Raw genomic sequence first — 23,277 nt, 5'->3', positions numbered from 1 at the left:
AAAGGTGTACCACCTAAGCGGACCGCAGTCCAGTTGACCCTGTTGCCGTTACGCTGGCGTCATGTCCCATCCACTTCCACCGTTTCCGAAGCGACCGGAACCGTCCGACGAGCCCGTCCTCATGGAGCTCACCGCCCCCGAGGACGCCCCGCTGCGCGCCGACGCCGCCCGCAACCGCGCCCGCCTGCTGGAGGCGGCCGCCCGGCTGGTCGAGGAGCACGGGGTGGCCAGGCTCACGATGGAGGGTGTCGCCGTATCGGCGGAGGTGGGCAAAGGGACCGTCTTCCGGCGCTTCGGCGATCGCACCGGCCTGCTGATGGCGCTGCTCGACCACACCGAGCAGCGCTTCCAGACCGCCTTCATCAGCGGTCCGGCCCCGCTCGGCCCCGGCGCGTCACCGGTGGAGCGCCTGCACGCCTTCGGATGCCACGCACTGCGCCAGACCTCCGAACAGCTCGACCTGTACCTCGCCGCCGAGCCCGAGGCCACCCGCCGCTTCACCTCAGCGCCGTACCGGGTCCGCTTCATGCATGTGTGCATGCTGCTGCGGCAGACGGACTCGGGCCCGGGCATGGACACCGAGCTCGTCGCCCAGACCCTGATGGGATACCTGGACCCCGCCCTGATCGGTCATCTGACCCGCCAGCGCGGTATGTCGCCGGAGCGCCTGGAGACCGGCTGGCGGGACCTGGTGGACCGGAGCGTCGGTCCGCGCATCGCCTAGCGCCCTGTCCCCGGGCGGGCGGACAATGGATTCATGGGGCATCGCCTGGAGGACATGAGCGCACCCGCCCGGCTGGCCGGCCCGGACGAGGGCATCAGCGCCCAGGAGCTGGCTCTCGCCGCCCGGAACCACGGGCTGCCGCTGGAGGCCCTGCGGTACGAGGTCACACCGCCAGGGCTGCACTATGTGCTGACGCACTACGACATCCCGTACGCCGAAGAGGCCTCCTGGCAGCTCGTTCTCGGCGGACGGGTGCGGCGCCCGCTGCTGCTCGGAGTCGACGAGCTGAAGACGTATCCCGCGATCAGGCAGCGGGTGACCATGGAATGCGCGGGCAACGGTCGTGCCCTGCTGACGCCCCGGCCGGTGAGCCAGCCTTGGCTGGTGGAGGCGGTCGGGACCGCCGAGTGGACGGGCGTGCCGCTGCGGCTGCTGCTCGCCGAGGCGGGGGTCGAACAGGACGCCGTGGACGTGGTGTTCACCGGTGCGGATCACGGCGTCGAGCGCGGGGTCGAGCAGGACTACCAGCGTTCCCTTCCGCTGGACGTGGCGCGCGGCGACGAGCCCGAGGTCCTGGTGGCGTACGCGATGAACGGTGCCCCGCTGCCGCCGCAGCACGGACACCCTCTGCGACTCGTGGTGCCGGGCTGGTACGGCATGGCACATGTGAAGTGGCTCCGCGAGATCACGGTGACGGAGACCCCGTTCCGGGGATTCCAGCAGGCCGTGGCGTACCGGCTCCGGCAGGACGCCGGCGAGGAGGGTGAGCCGGTCAGCCGGATCGCCCCGCGCGCCCTGATGGTCCCGCCGGGCTTCCCCGACTTCATGTCGCGGGCGCGGGCGGTCCAGCCGGGCGCCGTCGGCATCACGGGACGGGCCTGGTCGGGGCGTGCGCCGGTGACCGGGGTCGAGGTCAGCACGGACGAGGGGCGCTCCTGGCACCCGGCCGAACTGGACCGGGCGACCCCTCACCGGTGGGCCTGGCGCGCGTGGCACTTCACCTGGACGGCGACTCCCGGCCGCCATGTCCTCAGTGCCCGCGCCACCGACGCCGAGGGCCACACCCAGCCGCTCGACCAGCCCTGGAACAGGGGTGGCTTCGAGAACAACCTCGTCCAACGGGTCCCCGTGCTCTGCCTGGATTCCGGCGGCGACATGGGACACCGATGACGCTCCGGGTGCGGACCGGAACGGTTGCCGCCGCCGACGCCTTCTGGTGGTGACGCCACGGGAACGGGGGCGGGCCCCTCAGGACCCGCCCCCGTCTCGTCCTCGACGGAACTCCAACTCCCGTCCTCGACGGAACTCCCGTCAGCTGAACGGATCCAGCGTGACGAACGCCTGCTGCGGATTGCCGTCGTTGACGAGGGACTCGTGGTTGCCGACGTCGTCGAAGGCGAACGCGTAGGCCTTGCCGTCGGCCATCTGCGCGTGGATGTTGCGGGCGTACTGGTTGGTCACCCCGTCCGCGTAGAAGTTCGCGGAAGTGGTGTCCGGCTGGTTGGGGTTGGTCAGCAGTGTGGTGCGGTTGAAGCCCGCGCACAGGGTGCGTGAAATGGGGCCGCGCACCAGGTCGTTGGGCGCGTCGAGCAACTTGTAACAGCCGAAGATGCTGTCCGCGTCGGGCTTCTGGAAGCTGGTGACGACCGCTCCGGAGCTGTTGGTGAAGTTCATGACGTTGCCGGAGACCCGGCCGAAGTACTTCGTGTTCGGCTGGTCGCCGAACGGTGTCACCGTTAGCGTCGACGAACTGTACTTCTGCCAGACGCGGTTGATGTAGTCGTCCATCACGGTGGCCGGAAGGGCGCCCGACTCGATGCCGTGCCCCGGGGCGAGCGCCCGCAGCACCGTGCCGTCCGACCGGGTCTGGATGAGGTTCGCCCAGCCGCCCGGCTGACTCCGCAGCGCGTTGAGGAAGCCGTTGTAGCCACCGGACTTGAGGTGACCGGTGCTCTTCGTGGTCCCGTCGGCGAGCTTGACTCCGACGGCGTACGGGGCCGAGAACATGTCGACCTGGGTGCTGTTGAGCCACAGGCCGGAGTCGTTGAGCGTGTACTCGGACCAGTTGAAGAGGATGTTGTGGTTCGGGTCGCTCGGATTCTGCACGGCCGGCTGCACGAGACCGCCGGTCGTCACCCGGAAGTCGAGCTTCTGCCCGAACGAGAAGTAGATCCGTCCGGAGAACTTGGGGAGCTGGATCGTCTTCGACTGGCCGTTGGCCGGTCCCGCGATCGACGCGTCGGGTGCGGGCGTCGGCGGATTGCCGCCCACGGGCCACGCGTGGAAGGTGCCGTTCGCGTCGGCCCAGCCCTGCTTTCCCGTCGACAGCTGGGTGCCGAGATCGTATACGTAGACCTGTTCGCTGCGGCCGGAGTTGTTCGTGAACGTGAGGGGGATGGTCGCCGGGACCGCGGCTTCGGCACGAGAAGGCGCGCCGAAGGTGAGCAATGCCGTGGAGAGCGTGACCGAGACCAACGCCCAAGCCGGCCATCTGGTGTGTACGCGCACTCTCTGCCTCCTTGATGTGGGGGTTCAGCGAGGTGGAATACCGCGGACGGAGATCGTCCGCTTCCCCTTGAGAGCGCTCTCAGAATTGCGCGCGCGTAACGTACATGTCAACGATTCACGCAAAGTCGGTCCGGTCCAACTTGCTTGCGGCTGGGGCGGGTTCGGGCCGTGTGTGGGTCCGGACCCGCCCCAGACCCGTATCCGGCAGCCCGGCCCGCCCCGTGCGCGGCAACTCGACCTTCGCGAACACGGCGAGGGCGGTTCGTTCGCGGCCGTCACCAACGACCCTTGCCGTCACAGGGGTTGACCGCGAAGAGCCCTCACTGGTTCAGTGGCTCATCCACTCAGCCACTGACCCGGAGGGGGAAACGTGGAGGCTCTGCCCCGCGAGACCATCGTGGACGTCCTGGAGGACCGGCTGCGTACGGACATACTCGACGGCCGTCATCCGGCGGGGAGTTACCTTCCTCCGGAGCGGCGGCTGGCCGACGGGTACGGCGTCACGCGTACCACGCTCAAGCACGCCTTCGGGCGGCTCGTGCAGGCCGGGCTGCTGGAGACGCGGCACGGAGTCGGGACCCGGGTGCGGGACTACGCGCGGCTCGGTGGGGCGGATCTCCTGCCCATGCTCGTGCGGCACGACGCGGGCTGGGTGCACGAGGTGTTCGAAGTGCGGCGCGGGGTGGGCGCGTTGATCGCCGAGCGGGCCGCCGAGCGCGGCACCCGCGTACAGCGGGCCGAGTTGAGCGCGCTGCTCGCGGCCGTACGGCGGGCCGAGGGCGCCGACGCGGTGCAGCTCGCCGATGTGGAGGTGCACCGCGCGCTGGCCCGCGCCACCGGCAACCGCGTCTACGTCCTGCTGACGAACACGCTCTTCAACGCCTACCTGCCGGTCCGCTCCCTGCTGAAGGGACCCTTTACCGATCCGGAGGCCGCCCACGAGAGGCTGGCGCCGGTCGTGGAGGCCGTGACCGCGGGGGACGCCCGGCGAGCGCACGCGGCGGCCGACACCTATCTGCGGGCCACCGAGCGCATCATGCTGGAGGGCCTCGCATGAGGGGCACGGTGTTCACCGAGACCATGCTCGGCACGGTCCGCCTCGACGGCGAGCCGGGGGAGCGGCGCATCCGGCTCGACCTGCGCGCCACCGCCGACCGGGTCCTCCTCCCGCACCGGACGACACAGGCCCGCCTGACCGGCCGGGCGCGGATCACCGGACGCGCCGACGACCATTGTGCCGAGGGCGAGTTGGAGGTGTCGCCGATCGCCCGGCGGCGCATCCGCTACCGGCTCACGTTCACCGCCGACGGGCGCCGCCTCACCCTGGACGGCTGGAAGTCCGTGACCCCACGCCGTCCCCTCGCGTCGATGACCGTGCTGCCATTCACCGTGTACGAGGGCGACGCGGGGGTGGGCGAGGGGGTCCTGCGCTTCCCCGTGGCCACCGGCCTCGCCCCCTTCCTGCTCAGCTTCCGCTTCCCGCGCCACCAGAACCCCGCGGAACACATGGCACCGCGATGGAACGGCTCCCCGGGCCGCACCGAGGTCTGGTACACCACCATCACCGACCCGGCGAGCGGCACCGGAATCTGGCTGCACCACGAACTCACCGCACCCGCCGACGGATCCGAGCCGTTCGCCCATGGCTGGGCCGCGGTGTTCCCCCGCGAGGGCGAGGTACGGCACGCCCGCTTCGGACCCGTCCCCTGGACCCGGCCGACGGACGGATTCGCGACCGAGGGAGTGACCTGTGCCGCCGGGCAACTGACCGGCAGCGCCGGTGACTTCCGCTGGAAGATTGCCGAACGGCCGCAGGGAACACCGCTGTTCACCTTCCCCCGCTGGTCCTGGCGCCGCCCCGTGCTGCCGGCCGCCCAGATGCTCCCGGCCGCCCGAGCCACGTACGAGGGCGAATTCGCCTACGGTGGAACGATCTTGAACCTGCGCGGCGCACCCGGCGCCTCGGCCCGGATCTACGGGCACGGCAACGCGCACCGGTGGACCTGGCTGCACGCGGACCTCGGCGACGGCGACGTCCTGGAGATCGTCGCCGCCGTGTCCACCCGGCCCGTGCTGCGACGGCTGCCCCCGCTCGTCTTCCTGCGCCTGCGCCGACGCGGCCGCACCTGGCCGCGGCGCCCGGAGCGTTCCGCGATCGGCCGGCTGGGACTCGGACGCTTCCGGGCCGCGTTCGGCCTGCCCGAGTGGACGGTCACCGGCCGGACGGCACTGCGCCGCATCCGCGTCGAGGTGAACCAGCCCGCGGAGCGGACCCTCACCCTCGAGTACCGCGACCCGGACGGCGCCCGCGCGGTGTGCCGCAACAGCGAGTCCGCCGACGCCCGAATCGTCCTCGAGCGCTGGTGGGGCCACTGGCGCCCGGAGGCATCCTGGGTGCTGGACGGCACCGCGCACGCCGAGGCGGGAGAACGATGACCGCCGACGGGTTCGTCGCCGCGCTGCTCGCCGACGAGGGTGACGCCGAGTGGGCCACCCGAGTGCCGAAGCGCCTCGACTCGGTGCTCGCCGCACTGCCCCGGCCGGCGCGCGCCGGGGTGCACACCGCCGTCGCCGCCCTGGAGACGTACGCCGTGGTGCGTACCGGCAGACGCCTGGCGGCCCTTGGCCCCGACGAACGCGAGGACGTGCTCCGCTCCCTGGCCGCACGACCCCGGCTCGCCCCGCTGCTGGACCTCCTCAAGGTTCCCGTGCTGCTGGCCGCGGGCACCGAACGGATGCCGGTCGCAGCCGCCCCCGCGACCGCGCCGGTGGATCCGCCCCTCGACTGCACCCCGGCCGAGGAATGGCCGGCCCGCAGCACCGCCGACGTGATCGTCGTCGGCTCCGGCGCGGGTGGCGCGATGGCCGCACGGACCTTCGCGCGCGCCGGACTGAGCGTGGTCGTCCTGGAGGAGGGCCGGCACCACTCGACGGCGTCCTTCGGCCGCCGGGCACCACTCGACCGGTTCGCCGAGCTGTACCGGGACGGCGGCGCCACCGTGGCCGTCGGCCATCCACCGATCCTGCTGCCGGTCGGCCGTGCCGTCGGCGGCACCACCGTGGTCAACTCCGGTACCTGCTACCGCACTCCGGCCCATGTCCTGGCACGCTGGAGCAGTGCGTTCGGGTTCGGGCTCGCCGACCGCTTCGGGCCCCTCCTCGACGAGGCCGAGCGAACCCTGCGCGTGGCGCCCCAGCCCCTCGACGTCCTCGGCAACAACGGACTGCTCACCCTCAGCGGGGCCGAACGCCTCGGCTGGCGGGCCGCCCCGCTGCGCCGCAACGCCCCCGGCTGCAAGGGCTCGTGCCAGTGCGTGGTGGGCTGCCCCACCGGCGCAAAACAGAGCGTGCAACTGTCCGTGCTGCCCGACGCCTGCGCCGCCGGTGCCCGGATCGTCACCGGCGCGCGGGTCCGCCGGATCCTGCTGGACCACGACGTGCCGGGCCCGCCCCGCGCCGCCGGAGTCCGGGTACGCCGCACCGACGGCAGCGAACTGGAGATCCTCAGCCCCCTCGTAGTGACGGCGGCCGGGACCCTGGAGACTCCGCCCCTGCTGCGCCGCTCGGGCCTCGGCGGACACCCTCGCCTGGGCCGGAACCTCAGCGTGCACCCGGCCACCAGCGTCGCCGGACGCTTCGCCGAGCCGGTCACGGCCTGGCGCGGCGTGCTGCAGAGCGTCGGCGTCGAAGAACTGCACGCACGCGGAATCCTCGTCGAGGCGACCGCGAGCCCGCCCGGCATGAGCAGCTTCGTCCTGCCGGGCCTCGGCCGGGAACTGCGGCGCGAACTGGAGGGCGTGGACCATCTGGCGACCCTCGGCGCCATGATCGCCGACCGCCCCTCCGGGCAGGTCAGGGGCCGGGAACGGACGCTCGTCCGCTACGACCTCGACCCCCGCGACGGCGACCGTCTGATGACCGCCGTACGTGCCATGGGCCGCCTCCTCTTCGCCGCCGGGGCGGAGGAGGTCCTCACCGGAATCCCGGGCGCGCCCCGGGCCCGGTCGCTCGACGCGCTCGACGAACTGCTCACCTCGGTGGGTGCCCGCGATCTGCACGTGTCCGCGTTCCATCCGACCGGCACGGTGGCCGCGGGCGCCGATCCGCAGCGGGCGCCCGCCGACCCCGAGGGCAGGCTCCGCGGTGTTCACGGAGTCCTCGTCGCGGACGGCTCGGTCCTGCCGGGATGCCCGGAGGTCAATCCGCAGCTGAGCATCATGGCGGCGGCCCTGGCGATCTCGGACGCGTGGCTCGACGGACCTCGGAACGGTCACTGATCGGTCGTATGCCACCCCAATGGGCCCCCGTGGTTCGCCGCCGCCCGGCGCGGCACAGAGCATGAGGGAGTCCGTACGGCAGGAAAAGGACGAGCCCCGTGCCCCGTACGGCAGGAAGAGGCGAGCCCCCATGAGCAGACGCGTTCCCCACGGCCGAAGCGGAACACGGCGTATCGCTGCCCTGCTGTCCGCGGTCGCGTGCGGCTCCGTTCTCGTCTCGTGCAGCTCGGACAACGGCGGCGGCAGCAGCACGGCCTCCATCACCCCACGGCCCACGCCGCCGAACGCGTCCAACTTCACGGGGACGCCGCCGTCCGCGATCGCCTCGGCCGCCTCCTCGATCATCGAGTCCGCGAGCGGGCGGGCGTCGTCGGCGGCCGCCTCCGCCTCCGCCAGGGCGTCGGAGTTCGCGGCGTCGGTCTCCGCCGACACCGCCCGCGCCGCCGCCACCGCCGAGAAGCAGCTGAAGAACGTCACGGGCAGCGGCAACGCCACGTCCGAGGTGAGCATGACCGGCCTGCCCACGGCGGAGACCGGCGGGCTGCGCGCGTTGGTCGTCACCATCACCAACAAGTCCGGCAAGACGGCGTCGTACGCCGTGCAGGTCGACTTCAAGAACCCCGACGGCAAGGTTGTGCAGACGTCGTTCGTCGGGAAGGAGAACCTCGAGCCGGGGAAGAAGGCGCAGCCGGTCGTGATCAGCAGGCAGCCCGCGGAGCCCCAGCTCACCCCCGTGCTGGCCAAGGCCCAGCGCTACTGACGAGTGCCGGACGGGCGAGAGCGACATCGGGCGCCCACCAGTGCTCTGACGGAGTGTCAGTCCTCCCGGACGAGGTGTACCGCCGTGCTGGACCAGTCGCCCGCCGGCAGGCCGAGGTCGAGCCCGTACTCGCCGAGCACCGTGGAGTGGTGCACGGCGCCGGTGCGGGCGTCGCGGTAGCGGCCCCCGGGGGTCAGACCGCGCGGCCGGACCGGCAGCCTCGGCGCGCCGTGGCGGGAGACGCGCCGGTAGGCGAGCAGCAGGGTCTCCGAGGCGTCCGCGGCGGTGTACTGCACCACGCAGACCGAGTCCTCGGCGGGCGGCGACAGCCGGTCCAGCCTGCCGTGCTGGACGAGATGGCGGACCTTCTTGTACGTGGCGACCAGGTCGGCCCCCTCCCGCAGTTCCTCGTCGGACCAGTGGGTGAGATCGCCTCCGATGCCGAGCGCCCCGGCCATCGCCACATGGAAGCGGAACCGCAGCGGGACCGTACGGCCGGTGAACTGGTTGGGTACGTCGGTCACCCAGGCGCCCATCGTGCGGGCGGGGTAGATCTGGCCGTAGCCCTGCTGGATCCCCATCCGGTCGGCGGCGTCGGTGTTGTCCGAAGCCCACGCCTGGTCCGTGCGGGCCAGAATGCCCAGGTCGACCCGGCCGCCGCCACCGCTGCACGTCTCGATCCGCAGCGCCGGATGGTCCGCTCGCAGACGGTCGAGGACCCCGTAGAGATTGCGCACGTACGCGGGGCCGAGGCGGTCGGCGCCGTCCTGCCGGTCGGGCCAGCCGGCCTCGCTGAACGCGCGGTTCATGTCCCACTTGAGGAAGTCGACGCCGTGGTCGCCGACCAGCCGGGTCAGCCAGCCGTGGGCCCAGTCGGCGACCTCGCGGCGGGCGAGGTTGAGGATCAGCCGGTTGCGCAGCTCGGAGCGGGGGCGGCCGGTGAAGTGCAGTACCCAGTCGGGGTGTTCGCGGTACAGGTCGCTGTCCGGGTTCACCATCTCGGGCTCCACCCAGAGGCCGAAGCGCATCCCGAGCCCGTGCACCGCGCGGACCAGCGGAGCCAGCCCGTCCGGGAAGCGGTCGGACGCCGGTGTCCAGTCGCCGAGGCCCGCCCGGTCGCTGCGGCGCGCCCCGAACCAGCCGTCGACGACGTAGAGCTCCACCCCGAGCGCCGCCGCCCGCTCGGCGAGGGCCTTCTGCCCGGCCTCGTCGACGTCGAAGCCGGTCGCCTCCCAGGAGTTGTAGAGCACCGGGGCGAACTCGTCGGCATGGGGCAGGACATGGGCCAGCACATACGCGTGCCAGGCGCGGCTGGCCGCGCCGAAGCCGCCGTCGGTGCACACTCCCGCGAACGGGGGAGTGGCGAACGCCTCGCCCGGCGCGAGCGGCACGGTCGTGCCGTCCTGGCCGGGGCCGCCGGTGAATCCGGCCCGCCCGTCGGGGGTGCGCTGCACGGTGACGCGCCAACTCCTGTTGGAACGGGGCTGGCTGGTGGAGGCGAAGCCGGGAAAGTTCACGACGCCGCCATCGGAACAGGTTGATCATGTCGGGCAGCCAGACGGCGGTTCATGAGTGCGATCATCGACCAGCGGATGACGGCCTCGCTCGTGTCGGTGCGTCGTTCGTAGTCCCGGACCAGGCGCCGGCTGCGCAGGAGCCATGCGAAGGATCTTTCGACGACCCAGCGGCGGGGCAGTGCCTGGAAGCCGCGGACGTCCTCATGGCGGTGGACGATGTCGAGGACGAGCCCGAGATGCTGGCTGGTCCAGTCGGTGAGGTGCCCGGTGTAGCCGCCGTCGGCCCAGACCTGCGTCAGCCGCCGGAAGTCCTTCTTTGCCGCGGGCAGAAGCGTCCGGGCGGCGTCCCGGTCGGTCGTGGATGCCGGTGTGACCAGCACGTTCAGCAGAAGTCCGAGCGTGTCGGCGAGCAGATGCCGCTTGCGGCCGTTGATCTTCTTGCCTGCGTCGAACCCGCGTGAGGCGTGGGCGACGGTGGCGTCCGCCTTCACCGACTGCGAGTCCACGACAGCGGCACTGGGTTCCGGGCCGCGGCCCTCGCTGGTGCGGACGGCCTCACGGAGCCGTTCATGCAACTCAGTCACGAGGCCTGCGTCCCGTCGATCTCGCCCACCGTGAGGGGGCGCGACTGGCGGCCGAGCACCTGCTGAACCGGGGGTGCCGGCGGATCGTCACCGTCACCGGGCCGCTCGGCGTGGCCGCGAGCCAGGACCGGCTCGCCGGGTTCCGCGACACGATGGCCCGCAGGGGACATCCGTACGTCCCCGTCGCCGAGGGCGGGTTCACGCTGGACAGTGGTATGGCGGCGATGTCGGGGCTGCTGTCCGAACATCCGGACGTGGACGGGGTGTTCGCCGCCAACGACCTGATGGCCCAGGGCGTGTGCCAGGTACTGCGGGAGCGGGGCAGACAGGTGCCGGACGATGTCGCGGTCGTCGGCTTCGACGACTCCAGTGTGGCGGTCACGTGCCGGCCTCCGCTGACCACCGTGCGGCAGCCGGTGGAGGAGATGGCCGCGGCGATGGCCGCTCTCCTCGACGAGCACATCCGGGGCGTACGCACCGAACCCACGTCGCTGATCTTCGACCCGGAACTCGTGGTGCGGGCGTCGGCGTAGCCGGGCGCCGCCCGTTTGCCACGACCTGCTGCCGTCGGACCGCGTTGTCCGGCCCACGCCCCTGGCCGGGGTGGGCGGCGCGTGCCTCCGCGCACCACGGGCCCTCCGGTCTGCGGGTTCACCGGTGCCGGTGGCGGACACTGGACTGGTCAGGATGGACGAGCACCCGGCCGGACAGACGGGCCGGCGACGGAAGGCAGGCGCATGACCCACCCGATCGCCGTGGGCGTGGACGGATCACCCGAGAGCAGGGCGGCGCTGGCCTGGGCGGGCCGGGAGGCCGTCCGCCGGGGTGTGCCCCTGCGGGTGGTGTACGCCTGGCACTGGCCGCCGCACGACATGGTCGGTGGTGGTGACCGGGAGGACCAGGCACGCTGGGTGCGCGGCATGATCGAGGACGCGGCGCGCACGGTCACCGCCCGGCACGGCGACCTGCCGGTGACGGTCGACGTGATCGACTCCGTCGAAGGTGATGTGGTCGAGGCGCTGCTGGGCGTCGCGGCCGAGACCGGGACACTGGTCCTCGGGTCGCGCGGCTACGGCGCGTTCGTCGGCTTCCTGCTCGGTTCCGTCGGACAGCGGGTGATCTCCGAGACGCCCTGTCCGGTCGTGCTGGTGCGCTCGGAGGACCGTCCCGAAGGGGAAGCGGGTGGCCGGGAGATCGTCGTGGGCCACCAGGGCGGTCCTGAGGACGGTGAGGCCACGCTCCGTTTCGCGTTCGAGACCGCGGCGGTCCGTGGTGCGGCGGTGCGGGCCGTACGGGCCTGGAGTCTGCCGCCGGTGTTCGCCTACAGCCCTGGCTCGCTGAAGATGCTGGACGAGGTCGGCGGGCTTGAGCCGTACGAGAGGAAGGCGCTGGCCGAGGCGCTCCAGCCCTGGCGCGAACGCTTTCCCGAGGTGCCCGTCACTCAGCACATCGAGATGGGCAGCGCGGGCCAGGTGCTGCTGTCACTCTCCGAGCGGGCCCAGCTGATGGTCGTCGGGCGCCGGGCCTTCCGCTCCGCGGTGGGCGCACGGATCGGGTCGGTGGCCCACGCGGTGATGCACCACGCGCCCTGCCCGGTGGCGGTGGTTCCGCACTCCTGAGGACCCTCGGAACGCGGCCGGCGCACCGCCGGCCGCGTTCAACTCCCGAAGGCACGACCGGCGTCGAGGCCGGGTGCGAGCAATCTTGACGTGAACTGTGGCCGCGCCGACCAGTGGCACACGTACGCCGTGGAGTGGACCCCGACGACGATGCGCTTCTACGTCGACGACGCCCTGGTCCAGGAGACGACCCGCAACAAGATGGAGTCGACCCGGGGTCAGTGGGTCTTCGACCACAACCAGTACGTCGTCCTCAACCTCCCCCTCGGCGGCACCTGTCCGGCGGGCTGGAACAAGGTCACCACGCCCTACTGGGGGCTGCCCCGGTCGAGCGTCGACCGGGTGGCGGCCGGGGGAGTCCAGGCCGAGATCGACTGGGTGCGCGTCGAGCAGAAGCGGTGACGTGAGATGACCCGGGCCGGACGTGGGAGCTAGCCGTTGTCGGCCCGGGACATCCGCAGCGCGAGATCCTGGAGGAGATCGGCCGTCTTGACGTCGGTCCGTCCGGAGTCGTGGAGGTCGGCGAGTTCGGAGAAGAGGAACGCGAAGGCGCCCACCAGGGAGATGGCGGCGGGCAGATAGGCGTCCGCGACCGCCTGCCCGGCCTCCGCCGGGCCGGCGTCGCCGGGCACCTCGACGCGCGGGAACACCTCGGTGACGAGCGCGCCCAGGTTGTTCTCGGCCGACTCGACCCCGGCCTCCTCGTCCTGGGCGATCCTGCGCACCATGGCGTTGGTCTCGGTGAGCACGCCGATGGCGCGCAGGATGATCTCCGTCTGTTCCATGCCGTGAGCCTAAACGGGCGAAGCCCCGCTGTGACAGGGATCTTGGTCTCGGGATGGTAGACAGTGACCATGAACGACATCTCCCGCGCCCGCCGGGCCGCCGAGCGATGACAGCGGGCATCGACACCCCCGACCGCCGTGGCCGCACCGGACTCGACCGGGTGGGCCGAGACCTCACCGGCAACCCACGGGTCAAGATCCGCGACGTCCAACTCCTGTCCTGCCACTGGTACGTGGAGCGCACCACCACCTTCGACCTCCAGCTCGCCGACGGAAGCTGGAGCACCCAGGAGCGCGAGACCCATGACCGCGGCAACGGAGCGACCCTCCTGCTGTACGACGCCGAGCGGGAAACCGTGCTGCTGACCAGGCAGTTCCGCTATCCCGTGTACGTCAACGGGCACCCGGACGGCATGCTGATCGAGACGCCGGGCGGCCTCCTCGACGAGGCGGACGAGCACCCCGAGGTCGCCGTACGGCGTGAGGTCATCGAGGAGACCGGGCACACCGTCGGCGCCGTCGAGCACGTCTTCGACGTCTATATGAGTCCGGGTTCGGTCACCGAGCGGGTGAGTTTCTACGCCGCCTCCTACGGCCCGTCCACCCGCACCCATGAGGGCGGCGGACTCGACTCGGAGGGCGAGGACATCGAAATGGTCGAACTGCCCTTCCGCGACGCCCTGGCGATGGTGCGCGCCGGGGAGATCGCCGACGCCAAGACCATCATGCTGTTGCAGTGGGCCGCTCTGGAGGGCCCGTTCAAGAAGGCTTGACTTGGAGGGCACTTCAGGTTCCAGACTCCCGTTCAGGCCCGGGGACTTCGGGCCCGAACGGGAGGGACACCATGCGCTACCGCACGATCGGCACGGACCCGAGGACCCGCCGTGAGGTGAGCGTGCTCGCGCTCGGCGCGATGCTGTTCGGCTCACTGACCGACGAGAAGACCTCCTTCGCCGTACTCGACCGCTATGTCGAGGCAGGCGGCAACTTCATCGACACGTCCGACAACTACGCCTTCTGGACCGACGGCGGCCAGGGCGGCCAGAGCGAGGAACTGCTCGGACGCTGGCGGCGCAGCCGGGGCATCGGCGACGAGATCGTCCTCGCGACCAAGCTCGGCGCACGGCCGCTGGCCCCCGGCACCGACTACGTCGACAACCCCGAGGGCCTGTCCGCCAAGGTGATCCGCGAGGCGTCCGAGCGGAGCCGGGAACGCCTCGGCGTGGAGAAGATCGATCTGCTGTACGCGCACATCGAGGACCGCACCGTCGCACCTGGCGAGACCGTCGGGGCGTTCGCCGAACTCGTCGCGGAAGGCGCCGTCGGACTGCTCGGGGTGAGCAACCACGCCGTCTGGCGCGTGGAGCGGGCCCGCGCCCTGGCCGCCGCGGCCGGACTGCCCGGCTACGAGGTCCTCCAGTACCACCACAGCCTCCTGCGCCCCCGCTCCGACATTCCGAGCGGCCTCTTCCCGGAGGGCGGCCTCGGAGCGGCGACCGGTGAACTCGTCAGCTACCTGGGGGCCGAGCCCGGCCTGACCCTGGTCGCCTACTCGCCGCTGCTGGGCGGCGGGTACGGACGGCGTGACAGGCCGCTGCCGTCCGACTACGACCACCCGGGAAACGCCACCCGCCTCTCCGTGCTCCAGGAGGTGGCGAAGGAGGCGGGAGCGACCCTCAACCAGGTCGTGCTGGCGTGGCAGATCGGCGGCGAGCGGTCGGTGATCCCGCTGGCCGGTGCCTCCTCGGTGGCCCAGCTGGAGGAGAACCTGGCGGCGGTGGACCTGGAACTGACCCCGGACCAGCGGGCCCGCCTGGACGCGGCCCACTGACAGCCTTCGAGCCCGGCACGGCCGGCGGGCGGGCGATCCGGACGACTCCCGCTACCGGTGTTCACCGCCCACGGGGCGTCCGGCGGGTGGTGAGCAGCAGGGCGATGTCGTCGGGGCGCTCGTTGGCCTGCCGTGCCTCCGCGGTGAGCAGATCGGCGGCGCGGGACAAGGAGGGTCCGCCCGATCTGAGGCGACGTGAGGGGCCGGCCTCGGCCAGCGTCGCGCGAAGTGCCTCGATCCCCTCGTCGATGTCCGTGCCGGGCCGCTCGACCAGGCCGTCGGTGTAGAGGGCCAGCACGGCCCCGGGCTCCAGCACCAGGTCCGTCACGGGATAGTCGGCCTGCGGGTCCACACCGAGCACGACACCGCCGGGCAGGTCCAGGACCTCCGTGCGGCCGTCGGGATGGCGCAGCAGCGGCTGCGGATGGCCGGCCCGCGCGGCCTGCGCGACACCGGTCAGCGGGTTCAGCCGGACATAGCAGCAACTCGCGAACTGGCCCGGGTCGAGGTCGATGAGCAGCCGGTTGGTGCCGCTCATCACCTCGTCCGGAGGATGGTCTCCGAGGGCGAACGCCCGTACCGCGCTGCGCAGTTGACCCATGGTGGCGGCGGCCTGGACACCGTGCCCCTGTACGTCGCCGATGACGAGGGCGAGCCCGTCGCCGGCCTCGACGACGTCGTACCAGTCGCCGCCCACGTCCATGCCGACGGTGCCCGGCAGATAGCGGCCCGCCGTCTGCACCAGAGGGTGCGCCGACAGGCGGTGCGGCAGCAGGGCCTCCTGGAGCCCGCGGGCGAGCGCGGACTCGTTGTCGTAGCGCCGCGCCCGTTCCAGGGACTGCGCGATCAGGCCGGCGAGCGCGGTGAGGACCGTACGTTCCTCGGTGGTGAAGGTGCGGGGCCGGTCGAACCCGAGGATGCACGAGCCGACCGGGCGTCCGGAAGCGATCAGCGGAAGGAAGGCACGGGCCCCGACCGTGGCGTCCAGGTCGATGCCCGGATAAGCGGCGGCCAGCTGTTGCATCGACTCGAAGAAGAGCGGCCGGCCGCTGGTGAGCGTCTCGACCCCGGGCAGTTTGGCGTCCAGGCCCACGCCGTCGAAGGGGGCGAGGAACCCCTGCGGGAAGCCGGTCTCCCAGGCCAGATAGAGCCGGCGGTCCTGGAGCAGATAGATTGCGAGACGGCGGCTGCCGAACGCGGGCAGCAGCTCGCGCATCACCACCTCGGAAACCTGCCGCGCCGTCACGGCCTCGGTCAGCGCTATCGCGAGGACGATGGGCCGGTACTGCGGTGCCGCGCCCGTGACACCGGTGTCGGGTTCTTCGAGGTCGGCCCGTACGGCCTGCGCCGCCTCGGCCTCGAACGGAGCGTTCCCGGTGGCCTCCGCGGCCCGTCCCAGAGGCATGATCTTGCAGGTCACACCCCTGGGTCCGGGATAGACGGAGATACTCAGCCAGGTTCCCGCCCCCTGGCCCGGAGACGTCTCGGTTCCGCTCTCCAGCGGGCTCCGGGCCCGGAAGTGCACCGGGTCCGGCGAGAGCAGCGCACTGCGCAGATGATCCTCGTACGCGGGGTGGTCCATCCACGGCACCACATCCCACAGCAGCCGCCCCAGCAGCTCGCCGCGCGGGCGGCCGAGCAGTGCGGCGGCGCGGGGATTGGCATAGGTGATCTGCCCGAGCCGGTCGATCGCGAAGACGCCCTCCGGGAGCTGGTCGGCCGCTCCGTCCGCCGCCGGCCCCGGTCCCGGGTCGACGAGCGCGCCGCTGACCCGGTACGGCGGTACGTCCGCTCCCCCCGCGGTCCACAGTTCAAGGAGCCGGAGCCCGCCACCGCCGGTGCGTACCGGCATCGGATGGGGCGGCGGACGGCCGGCGGCGGTCTCGCGCAGGGCGGCCAGCAACAGCCTGGGTTCGTCGTGGGCCAGCGCGTCCGCGAAGGCCTCGGGGGTGCCGTCGAAGTCCTCCTGGGGGATCCCGAGCAGCGCCCACAGGGCGTCGTCCGCGATCAGCGCGTTGTCGCTCGGATCCCAGGTGAAGCCGCCGACGCAGCGGGTGGACGGGCCGTCGGCGGGCGGGCGCGTTCCCAGCGGTTCGGCGTCCCACAGGACCGGGGACCCGTCCTTCTCCAGCAACGCCAGGGCGGCTCCGAGCTCCTCCGCCACCGCCGTCATCCGGTCGCGGTCCGGGAGGACCTCTGTGGCGTCCGAGGCCGGCGGACGCAGCACCGTGAGGACGCCGTACGGGGTGGAGTCGCCCACGACCGGCAAGTAGAGCGAACCGAACTGGAACGGCAGCCCGGCCGCGAGCTGCGGATAGCGGCGCATCGTCTCCGCCGGATCGGCGAGCAGCACCTCCACCCCGAGCCGATGGGCGTCCGCGACCGGAAACGGCCTGTCCATGTGCATGCGCCACCAGGGGCGGAAGAGGGGGCCCGGCAACCCCGCGAGCACCGCGAGGCGCAGCAGACCGGGGGTGCGGGAGCGCAGATACACACCTCCCGCGAAGCCGCGGGCGGCCCGGATCGCGTCCGTCACCGCGTCACTGAGCAGGACGGCCAGGCTGTCCAGCGCCTGGCCCTCACGCTCGGCGCTCCCTGTCATCGGTCTGCCCTCGTCCGCCCGCCGCCAAGGGGGTAACACAGCAAGAATGCGCCTCTCAGGTCGCTGACCGCACCTCGACGTCCTCCGCGGCACCAGGACGTGAGGCCATTCTTCCCGGCCTCGCCCGAATGTGCCCAGCGCGAAGATACCGGCTCGGGCGTGGTTCGGGAGCTGTCCGGAAGCGAGCGATTCAGGACGCCGGTCCACGCGCCAGCGTCTCGGCGGCGACGGCCGCCACGGCCTCGGCCATCGCGCCGAGCGCGGGGAAGTCGAGCTTCCACTGCTGCCAGAACAGCGGAACGTCGACGCCCCGGCCCGGTACGAGGTGGACCAGCCTTCCGGCGCGCAGCAGCGGTTCGGCCTGGACCTCGGGCACCATGCCCCAGCCCATTCCGGCCACCACGGCGTCGACGAAGCCTTCCGACGTCGGGACGAAGTGGCGCAGCGCGCTCGCTCCCGGACCGCCGGCGAGGGCGCGGACGAAATCGTCCTGGAAGTCGTCGTTGCGGTCGAAGGCCACCACCGGGGCGGAGCCGATCACCTCGCGCAGGGGTGTGCCGGTCGTGGTGCCGAGCCACTGTTCGACGCAGCCGGGGCTCGCCACCGGCAGATAGCGCATCCGCCCGAGGGCGCGGACGGAGCAGCCGGCCACCGGGTCGGGCGACGACGTCACGGCCGCCATCACCGTTCCCTCGCGCAGCAGGGCGGCGGTGTGGTCCTCGTCCTCGCGGCGCAGTTCGAAACAGAGCCGGAGTTCTGGCGGCACACGGGCGAGGGCCGGCAGGAACCAGGTCGCCAGCGAGTCGGCGTTCACCGCGATCGACAGTCGGGTGGGCTCCCCGGACCCGGACATGCCGAGTTCGGCGTGCGCGTCCCGCTCCAGCCGGGCGAGTCGGCGGGCGAAACGCACCACGATCTCGCCGGACTCGGTCGCCCGCACCGGCTTCGTCCGCATCAGCAGGACCCGGCCGGTGCGCTGTTCGAGTGACTTGACCCGCTGGCTCACCGCCGAGGGCGTCACATGGAGCACCGTGGCCGCCGCGTCGAAGGTGCCCTCGTCGACCACCGCGAGCAGGGTGCGCACCTGGTCGAGGGGAAGTTCCGCCATCATGAACGCTAATGTTACGTAAGAATCTTTAGCTGTACTCCGGGCGATCCGCTTTCTAGCGTCGAAGCCATGACAGACGCCCTCACCACCGCGGTCGCCGGATTCGGCACCGGCCTCTCCCTCATCGTCGCCATCGGCGCCCAGAACGCCTTCGTGCTGCGCCAGGGCATCCGCCGGGACGCCGTCCTCGCCGTGGTGGGCATCTGCGCCCTGTCCGACGCGCTGCTCATCGCGCTCGGGGTCGGCGGGGTCGGCGCGGTGGTGGTGGCCTGGCCCGCCGCGCTCACCGCGGTCGCGCTGGTCGGCGGCTGTTTCCTCATCGTCTACGGGGTCCTCGCCGCCCGGCGGGTGCTGAAGCCCTCGGCCCTCCGGGCGGCGACCGTGTCCCCCGGCTCCTGGCGCCGCGCCGTCCTCACCTGCCTCGCCCTGACCTGGCTCAACCCGCACGTCTACCTCGACACCGTGTTCCTGCTCGGCTCGCTCGCGGCCGACCGCGGATCGCTGCGCTGGACGTTCGGGCTCGGCGCGGCCCTCGCCAGTCTGTGCTGGTTCGCGGCTCTCGGGTTCGGTGCCCGGCTGCTGGGCCGCTTCCTGGCCCGGCCGGCGTCCTGGCGCGTGCTGGACGGACTGGTGGCCACGACGATGATCGCGATGGGCGCCACGCTGATCGCCGGCGCCTGAGCCGCCGTACACCGCCCTGGGCCGCCGTACAGGGCGGCCTGCGAGCGCTCGGCGCTGGACGCCCTGCGCACCAATCCGGTCCCCCGGGGGACACAAGCCGCTCACGCTCGGTCATAGTGATCCCCGAATCGAAAGATGTATCGAGCAACCAGGATGAGCGTGGACACGAGCCAGAGCAGTACGGACAGTGGCGCCGCCGCGTCCGACGGGAGCGCGGAAGCCGAGCGGCCCGACCGTTCCGGATGGCGCCGCTGGGCCATGGACACCCGGCCGCTGCGCCGCCCCGCCTACCGTCGGCTGTGGTCGTCGACGGCCGTCACGTCCGTGGGCAGCCAGCTCACCGCCGTCGCCGTGCCCAAGCAGATCTACGACATCACCGGCTCCTCGGCCTGGGTCGGCTACGCGAGCCTCGCCGGCCTGCTGCCCCTGGTGGTCTTCGCCCTGTGGGGCGGCGCGATCGCCGACAGCGTGGACCGCCGCAAGCTGCTGCTCGTCACCAACACCGGCATAGCCGTCACCTCGCTGCTCTTCTGGGTCCAGGCAGCCACCGAACTGGATTCGGTGCTCGTCCTGATGGTCCTGCTCGCCGTCCAGCAGGCGTTCTTCGGCCTCAACTCCCCGGCGCGCAGCGCGTCCATCGCCCGGCTCGTCCCGGCGGACGAGCTGCCCGCGGCCAACGCGCTCGGCGCGACCGTCATGCAGACCGGCTCCGTGGCCGGGCCGATGCTCGCCGGTGCGCTCATTCCCCTCATCGGGCTGCCCGAGCTCTATCTGATCGACGCCCTCGCCCTGTGCGTCACCGTGTGGGCCGTCCTGCGGCTCCCCGCGCTGCCACCCCTCGCCGGGGCGGCCTCCCAGCGGGCGGGCCTGCGCGAAGTGGTGGCCGGCTTCCGCTACATCGCCCTGCACAAGGTGCTGCTGCTGTCCTTCCTCGCCGACATCATCGCCATGGTCCTCGGCATGCCCCGCGCGCTGTTCCCGCAGCTCGCCGCCGAGACGTACGCCCCGTACGGCGAGGGACTCGCGCTCGGGCTGCTGTTCGCGGCGATCCCCATCGGCGCGGTCCTCGGCGGGCTGATGTCGGGCACTTTCTCCCGCGCCCGGCGGCACGGCCTGATGGTCATCGTCTCCGTCGCGGCCTGGGGTGCGGCCATCACCGGGTTCGGGCTCAGCGCCAGCCTGTGGGTCGCCGTGGCCTTCCTGGCCGTGGCCGGGGTCGCCGACATGGTCTCCATGGTCTTCCGCGGCGCGATCCTGCTGTCCGCCGCCACCGACGAGATGCGCGGGCGGCTCCAGGGCGTGTTCACGGTCGTCGTCGTGGGCGGCCCGCGCGTCGCCGACGTCCTGCACGGCACGGCCGGCTCGGCGTTCGGGGCACCCGCCGCGGTCGCCGCCGGCGGGCTTCTGGTGATCGTCGCGGTGCTTGCGCTCGCTTTTGTCACACCGGCTCTGAGGCGTTACACAATCTGAATAGTGATCTGAAGCGGAATGGACCTTCGTGGTTCTAAAGTGACCGCCATGGGGGACACGCGACCTACCTCGGAATTCCACGCGCAGAACATCAGCGCGGACAGCACCGCCCGTCTGGTGGGCGCCCTGGATGCTCAGGACGTCAACGACGGTGTACAACGCCTGCGTTCCTGGGCGCACGCGGCTCTGGCCGTACGGCCCGGAGAGCGGGCGCTCGACATCGGCGCGGGCACCGGCTCGCAGACCCGGCGTCTCGCGGCCGCCGTGGGTCCCCGGGGCAGGGTGCTCGGCATCGAACCGAACCCCGGCCTGCGCGCCGTGGCGGAACAGCGCGGGACCGAGGAGCGCAGTGCCGCGCGCTTCGCCGACGGTGACGCCCTCGCCCTGCCGCTGCCCGACGCCACCGTCGACGTGGTGTGGTGCGAGCGAGTGCTCCAGCACCTCGTCGAGCCGGAGAAGGCCGTCTTCGAGATAGCGCGTGTGCTGCGCCCCGGCGGGCGGGTCGCCCTGCTGGACACCGACTGGGCGACCACGATCCTGCACCCCGGTGACCCCGAGACGATCGCCGCTCTCACCACCGGCGCGCTGTCCGCGGCCGCCGACCCGTACTCCGGACGCAAGCTGGTGGGACGGCTGACGGCCGCCGGCCTGGTGGTCGACGACCGTGGGTCGCAGGCCCTGCTCCAGGATCACAAATCGGTCGCCTGGCCGCTCATCCGCATGCTGGGCGATTCGGCGCTGCGCCGTGGACTCATCGGCGAGACACAGCGCGACCGCCTGTACGAGGAACTCACGGAGGCGGCGCGACAGGGCGGTCTGCACATGTCCGTGACGATGTTCGGAGCCGTGGCACACCGTCCGGAATGATCCGGTTCATGGTGGCGTCGTACCGTCCGGAATGATCCGGTTCATGGTCGCGTCGTACCGTCCGGAATGATCCGGAATACAATGGAATGGCCGTCGCTGACGGACTAGTACGCAGATTTCCCCTGGTATTGGGGGTACGCGAACACCATGTACACCGCGAGCCATGATCTGATCGCAGCAAGTTCGACGCTCAACGCGGGCGCCGCCTTCATCGGCGGCCTCATCATCGCCGGTGCGCTCGTCTGGGCCGTCCGGATGGGCATCAGGGTGCGAAACCTGGAATCGCGCCCGCCCACTCCCGAAGAGCAGCCCCGGCTGCCCGACGGCGGGGCGGTGCACGAGGAACGGGAGATGCGGGAACCCGACGAGGTTCCGCACGCCGCGGACGAGAGCGAGCGGCTGATGCCGTACAACATGCACTCCGCGAGCACCAAACACGCCGACGACCAGCATCGCAAGCGCTGGCAACCGGGATCCAGCGGGTCCTTCGGCAGCGGCGGACCCGGCAGAACCTGACCGGGACGCGAAGGAGCCGACCGCCGCGAGCGGTCGGCTCCTTCACGTCCCGCACGGGCGGTCGGCGCCCCGCGGCCGGGGCGCGGGAGGCCGACGCCCGCGGATGTCGCACGGGAGGCCGATGCCCCGCGCATGTCGCACGGGAGGCCGGCGCTCTCCGCATGGCGTGCAGGAAGCCAGTTCCCGACGCAGGGCCCACGGGGCTCGGACTCACGTCACGCTTCCGGGAGATCGGCCGCCGAGTCCTCCGGAGCGAGGTCGGGACGCAGCCGCAGCCATGACGGCTGGCGCAGCAGTCCGGCCCGGGTACGGGTGCTGTAGCGGACCTCGCCCACCAGCCGGGGCAGCACCCAGCGCGCCTCGGCAGCACGCGGGAGACTGTCGAAAGGGCAGCGGCCGGTCTCCGCGGCCCGCAGGAGTCGGGCGAGTTCGGCGCGCTCGGCCTCGCTCCAGCCGGTGCCCACGCTCCCGACATAGCGCAGTCTTCCGGCGTCGCGCTGGCCCAGGAGCACGGCGCCGGGCAGTCCCGACAGGCGCCCCTTCCCAGGGACCCAGCCGCCGACGAGAACGTCCACGGTCCTCATGTTGCGGATCTTGATCCAGGACCGTGAGCGCACGCCGGGCTCGTACACCGAGTCCAGCCGTTTGCAGACCAGCCCCTCAAGACCGCTCTCCCGCGTCGCCCGCAGTGCCGCTTCTCCGTGGCCCACGAGTGCCGCCGGTGTCGACCAGAACGGGCCGTCGAGGGCGAGGCTCTCCAACGTCTGCCGCCGCCGCGCATAGCGCAGGCCCGTGAGATCGCCCCCGAGATGCATCACGTCGAACAGGACGAGATGGGCGGGTGCTTCATCCGCGCGCCGAGCGGCCTTGCCCGGCGACCGGGCGAGGCCCATCCGGGACTGCAGCAGCTGGAAGTCGCCCCGGCCCTGTTCGTCCAGTACCAGCACCTCGCCGTCCAGGACCGCCGCGGTCGTGCCGAGAACGCCGCCGAGGGCCCCCAGTTCTGGGTACGCGGCGGTGATGTCCTCGCCGGAGCGGGCCCGCAGCAGCACGCTGCCGTCCCCGGGCAGATAGACCACGGCACGCTGACCGTCCTGTTTCGTCTCGTACGCCCAGCGCATGTCCTGTCCGGAGGCCGGCAGGGTTCCGGGGGTCGCGAGCATCGGGGCGATCAGCGGCAGGTTCGGCAGGTTCACAGCTGTTGTGTCGACCCTCCGCCGACGGCACACGCTTCACGGACGCCTGTTTCCCCTGATCGGCCGCGCCGTGGGTGTCCAGGGCCTGTCCGACCATTCACGTCGGATCGGGCCCGGCGGGAATGGTCGGACAGGCCCTAGCTGTATTGCCCTGTGAGGTTGGGGACGCGGCTGGCGGGTGGTTTGCCTGCGAGCGCGGTGTGTCCGCGGTGGTGATTGTAGGTGTGCAGCC

19 protein-coding genes and 3 pseudogenes are annotated in these 23,277 nt (G+C 71.9%); 15 read left to right on the top strand and 7 right to left on the bottom strand.

The annotated features are described in order from the left end of the window. Window positions 1–61: 61 nt before the first annotated feature. Both ACZ4N5_RS37605 and ACZ4N5_RS37600 read left to right on the top strand, forming a co-directional pair. Entirely contained in the window at window positions 62–724 is a 663-nt protein-coding gene (locus ACZ4N5_RS37605; RefSeq protein ID WP_467761503.1) for a TetR/AcrR family transcriptional regulator, read from the top strand. A 33-nt stretch (window positions 725–757) separates the two neighbouring features. Next, window positions 758–1,894: a sulfite oxidase gene (locus tag ACZ4N5_RS37600; protein WP_467761502.1), complete on the top strand. Its 1,137-nt coding sequence runs from the start codon at window positions 758–760 to the stop codon at window positions 1,892–1,894. Between the two features lie 141 nt (window positions 1,895–2,035). Here ACZ4N5_RS37600 and ACZ4N5_RS37595 read toward each other — a convergent pair whose 3' ends face one another. Continuing rightward, complete coding sequence (locus ACZ4N5_RS37595; RefSeq protein WP_467761560.1) at window positions 2,036–3,199, bottom strand: glycoside hydrolase family 64 protein; 1,164 nt, start codon at window positions 3,197–3,199, stop codon at window positions 2,036–2,038. A 403-nt stretch (window positions 3,200–3,602) separates the two neighbouring features. Between ACZ4N5_RS37595 and ACZ4N5_RS37590 the strand changes: the two genes are divergently transcribed. The 4 genes from ACZ4N5_RS37590 (at window position 3,603) to ACZ4N5_RS37575 (ending at window position 8,269) form a co-directional block, all read left to right on the top strand. Then, on the top strand, window positions 3,603–4,289 hold the full coding sequence (locus ACZ4N5_RS37590) for a FadR/GntR family transcriptional regulator (protein ID WP_467761501.1): 687 nt from the start codon (window positions 3,603–3,605) through the stop codon (window positions 4,287–4,289). Further along, window positions 4,286–5,668: a hypothetical protein gene (locus ACZ4N5_RS37585; protein ID WP_467761500.1), complete on the top strand. Its 1,383-nt coding sequence runs from the start codon at window positions 4,286–4,288 to the stop codon at window positions 5,666–5,668. Before ACZ4N5_RS37590 ends, ACZ4N5_RS37585 begins: the two co-directional genes overlap by 4 nt. Then, on the top strand, window positions 5,665–7,509 hold the full coding sequence (locus tag ACZ4N5_RS37580; RefSeq protein WP_467761499.1) for a GMC family oxidoreductase: 1,845 nt from the start codon (window positions 5,665–5,667) through the stop codon (window positions 7,507–7,509). Before ACZ4N5_RS37585 ends, ACZ4N5_RS37580 begins: the two co-directional genes overlap by 4 nt. A 130-nt stretch (window positions 7,510–7,639) precedes the next feature. Then, window positions 7,640–8,269 (top strand): hypothetical protein, encoded by a 630-nt coding sequence (locus ACZ4N5_RS37575; RefSeq protein ID WP_467761498.1) that lies wholly within the window; start codon window positions 7,640–7,642, stop codon window positions 8,267–8,269. A 56-nt stretch (window positions 8,270–8,325) separates the two neighbouring features. Here the strand turns inward: ACZ4N5_RS37575 and ACZ4N5_RS37570 are convergent. Next, a pseudogene (locus tag ACZ4N5_RS37570) lies at window positions 8,326–9,738 on the bottom strand (alpha-galactosidase); the annotation flags it as partial. 44 nt (window positions 9,739–9,782) lie between these two features. Next, window positions 9,783–10,370: an IS5 family transposase gene (locus tag ACZ4N5_RS37565; RefSeq protein WP_467761497.1), complete on the bottom strand. Its 588-nt coding sequence runs from the start codon at window positions 10,368–10,370 to the stop codon at window positions 9,783–9,785. A 14-nt stretch (window positions 10,371–10,384) separates the two neighbouring features. Between ACZ4N5_RS37565 and ACZ4N5_RS37560 the strand changes: the two are divergent. The 3 genes and pseudogenes from ACZ4N5_RS37560 to ACZ4N5_RS37550 form a co-directional block, all read left to right on the top strand. Further along, window positions 10,385–10,903, top strand: a pseudogene (locus ACZ4N5_RS37560) (LacI family DNA-binding transcriptional regulator); the annotation flags it as partial. A gap of 204 nt (window positions 10,904–11,107) precedes the next feature. Next, window positions 11,108–11,989, top strand: coding sequence for a universal stress protein (locus ACZ4N5_RS37555; protein ID WP_467761496.1), 882 nt, complete (start codon window positions 11,108–11,110; stop codon window positions 11,987–11,989). Between the two features lie 96 nt (window positions 11,990–12,085). Further along, window positions 12,086–12,391, top strand: a pseudogene (locus ACZ4N5_RS37550) (glycoside hydrolase family 16 protein); the annotation flags it as partial. Between the two features lie 29 nt (window positions 12,392–12,420). Here the strand turns inward: ACZ4N5_RS37550 and ACZ4N5_RS37545 are convergent. Continuing rightward, a complete protein-coding gene (locus ACZ4N5_RS37545; protein ID WP_467761495.1) occupies window positions 12,421–12,774 on the bottom strand; it encodes a hypothetical protein in 354 nt (117 codons plus the stop codon). Between the two features lie 107 nt (window positions 12,775–12,881). Between ACZ4N5_RS37545 and ACZ4N5_RS37540 the strand changes: the two genes are divergently transcribed. Both ACZ4N5_RS37540 and ACZ4N5_RS37535 read left to right on the top strand, forming a co-directional pair. Beyond that, window positions 12,882–13,547 carry an NUDIX domain-containing protein gene (locus ACZ4N5_RS37540; RefSeq protein WP_467761494.1) on the top strand — a complete coding sequence of 222 codons (666 nt, stop codon included), beginning with the start codon at window positions 12,882–12,884 and terminating at the stop codon, window positions 13,545–13,547. Between the two features lie 71 nt (window positions 13,548–13,618). Next, window positions 13,619–14,605, top strand: a complete 987-nt coding sequence (locus ACZ4N5_RS37535) for an aldo/keto reductase (protein ID WP_467761493.1) — start codon at window positions 13,619–13,621, stop codon at window positions 14,603–14,605. A gap of 61 nt (window positions 14,606–14,666) precedes the next feature. Here ACZ4N5_RS37535 and ACZ4N5_RS37530 read toward each other — a convergent pair whose 3' ends face one another. After that, window positions 14,667–17,207: a SpoIIE family protein phosphatase gene (locus ACZ4N5_RS37530; RefSeq protein ID WP_467761492.1), complete on the bottom strand. Its 2,541-nt coding sequence runs from the start codon at window positions 17,205–17,207 to the stop codon at window positions 14,667–14,669. A 190-nt stretch (window positions 17,208–17,397) separates the two neighbouring features. After that, window positions 17,398–18,318 carry a LysR family transcriptional regulator ArgP gene (locus tag ACZ4N5_RS37525; protein ID WP_467761491.1) on the bottom strand — a complete coding sequence of 307 codons (921 nt, stop codon included), beginning with the start codon at window positions 18,316–18,318 and terminating at the stop codon, window positions 17,398–17,400. Between the two features lie 66 nt (window positions 18,319–18,384). Between ACZ4N5_RS37525 and ACZ4N5_RS37520 the strand changes: the two genes are divergently transcribed. The 4 genes from ACZ4N5_RS37520 to ACZ4N5_RS37505 all read left to right on the top strand — a co-directional run bounded on the left by ACZ4N5_RS37520 (window position 18,385) and on the right by ACZ4N5_RS37505 (window position 21,849). Next, window positions 18,385–18,996, top strand: a complete 612-nt coding sequence (locus tag ACZ4N5_RS37520) for a LysE/ArgO family amino acid transporter (protein WP_467761490.1) — start codon at window positions 18,385–18,387, stop codon at window positions 18,994–18,996. A 135-nt stretch (window positions 18,997–19,131) separates the two neighbouring features. Next, window positions 19,132–20,466, top strand: a complete 1,335-nt coding sequence (locus tag ACZ4N5_RS37515; protein ID WP_467761489.1) for an MFS transporter — start codon at window positions 19,132–19,134, stop codon at window positions 20,464–20,466. Between the two features lie 48 nt (window positions 20,467–20,514). Next, window positions 20,515–21,333 carry a methyltransferase domain-containing protein gene (locus ACZ4N5_RS37510; RefSeq protein WP_467761488.1) on the top strand — a complete coding sequence of 273 codons (819 nt, stop codon included), beginning with the start codon at window positions 20,515–20,517 and terminating at the stop codon, window positions 21,331–21,333. 147 nt (window positions 21,334–21,480) lie between these two features. After that, on the top strand, window positions 21,481–21,849 hold the full coding sequence (locus ACZ4N5_RS37505) for a DUF6479 family protein (RefSeq protein ID WP_355857818.1): 369 nt from the start codon (window positions 21,481–21,483) through the stop codon (window positions 21,847–21,849). 215 nt (window positions 21,850–22,064) lie between these two features. Here ACZ4N5_RS37505 and ACZ4N5_RS37500 read toward each other — a convergent pair whose 3' ends face one another. Further along, window positions 22,065–23,012, bottom strand: a complete 948-nt coding sequence (locus tag ACZ4N5_RS37500; protein WP_467761559.1) for an ATP-dependent DNA ligase — start codon at window positions 23,010–23,012, stop codon at window positions 22,065–22,067. Window positions 23,013–23,277 lie beyond the last annotated feature (265 nt).

The sequence above is a fragment of the Streptomyces sp. NPDC026500 genome, from assembly GCF_055567635.1.
This window is presented reverse-complemented; position numbering and strand designations above follow the sequence as displayed.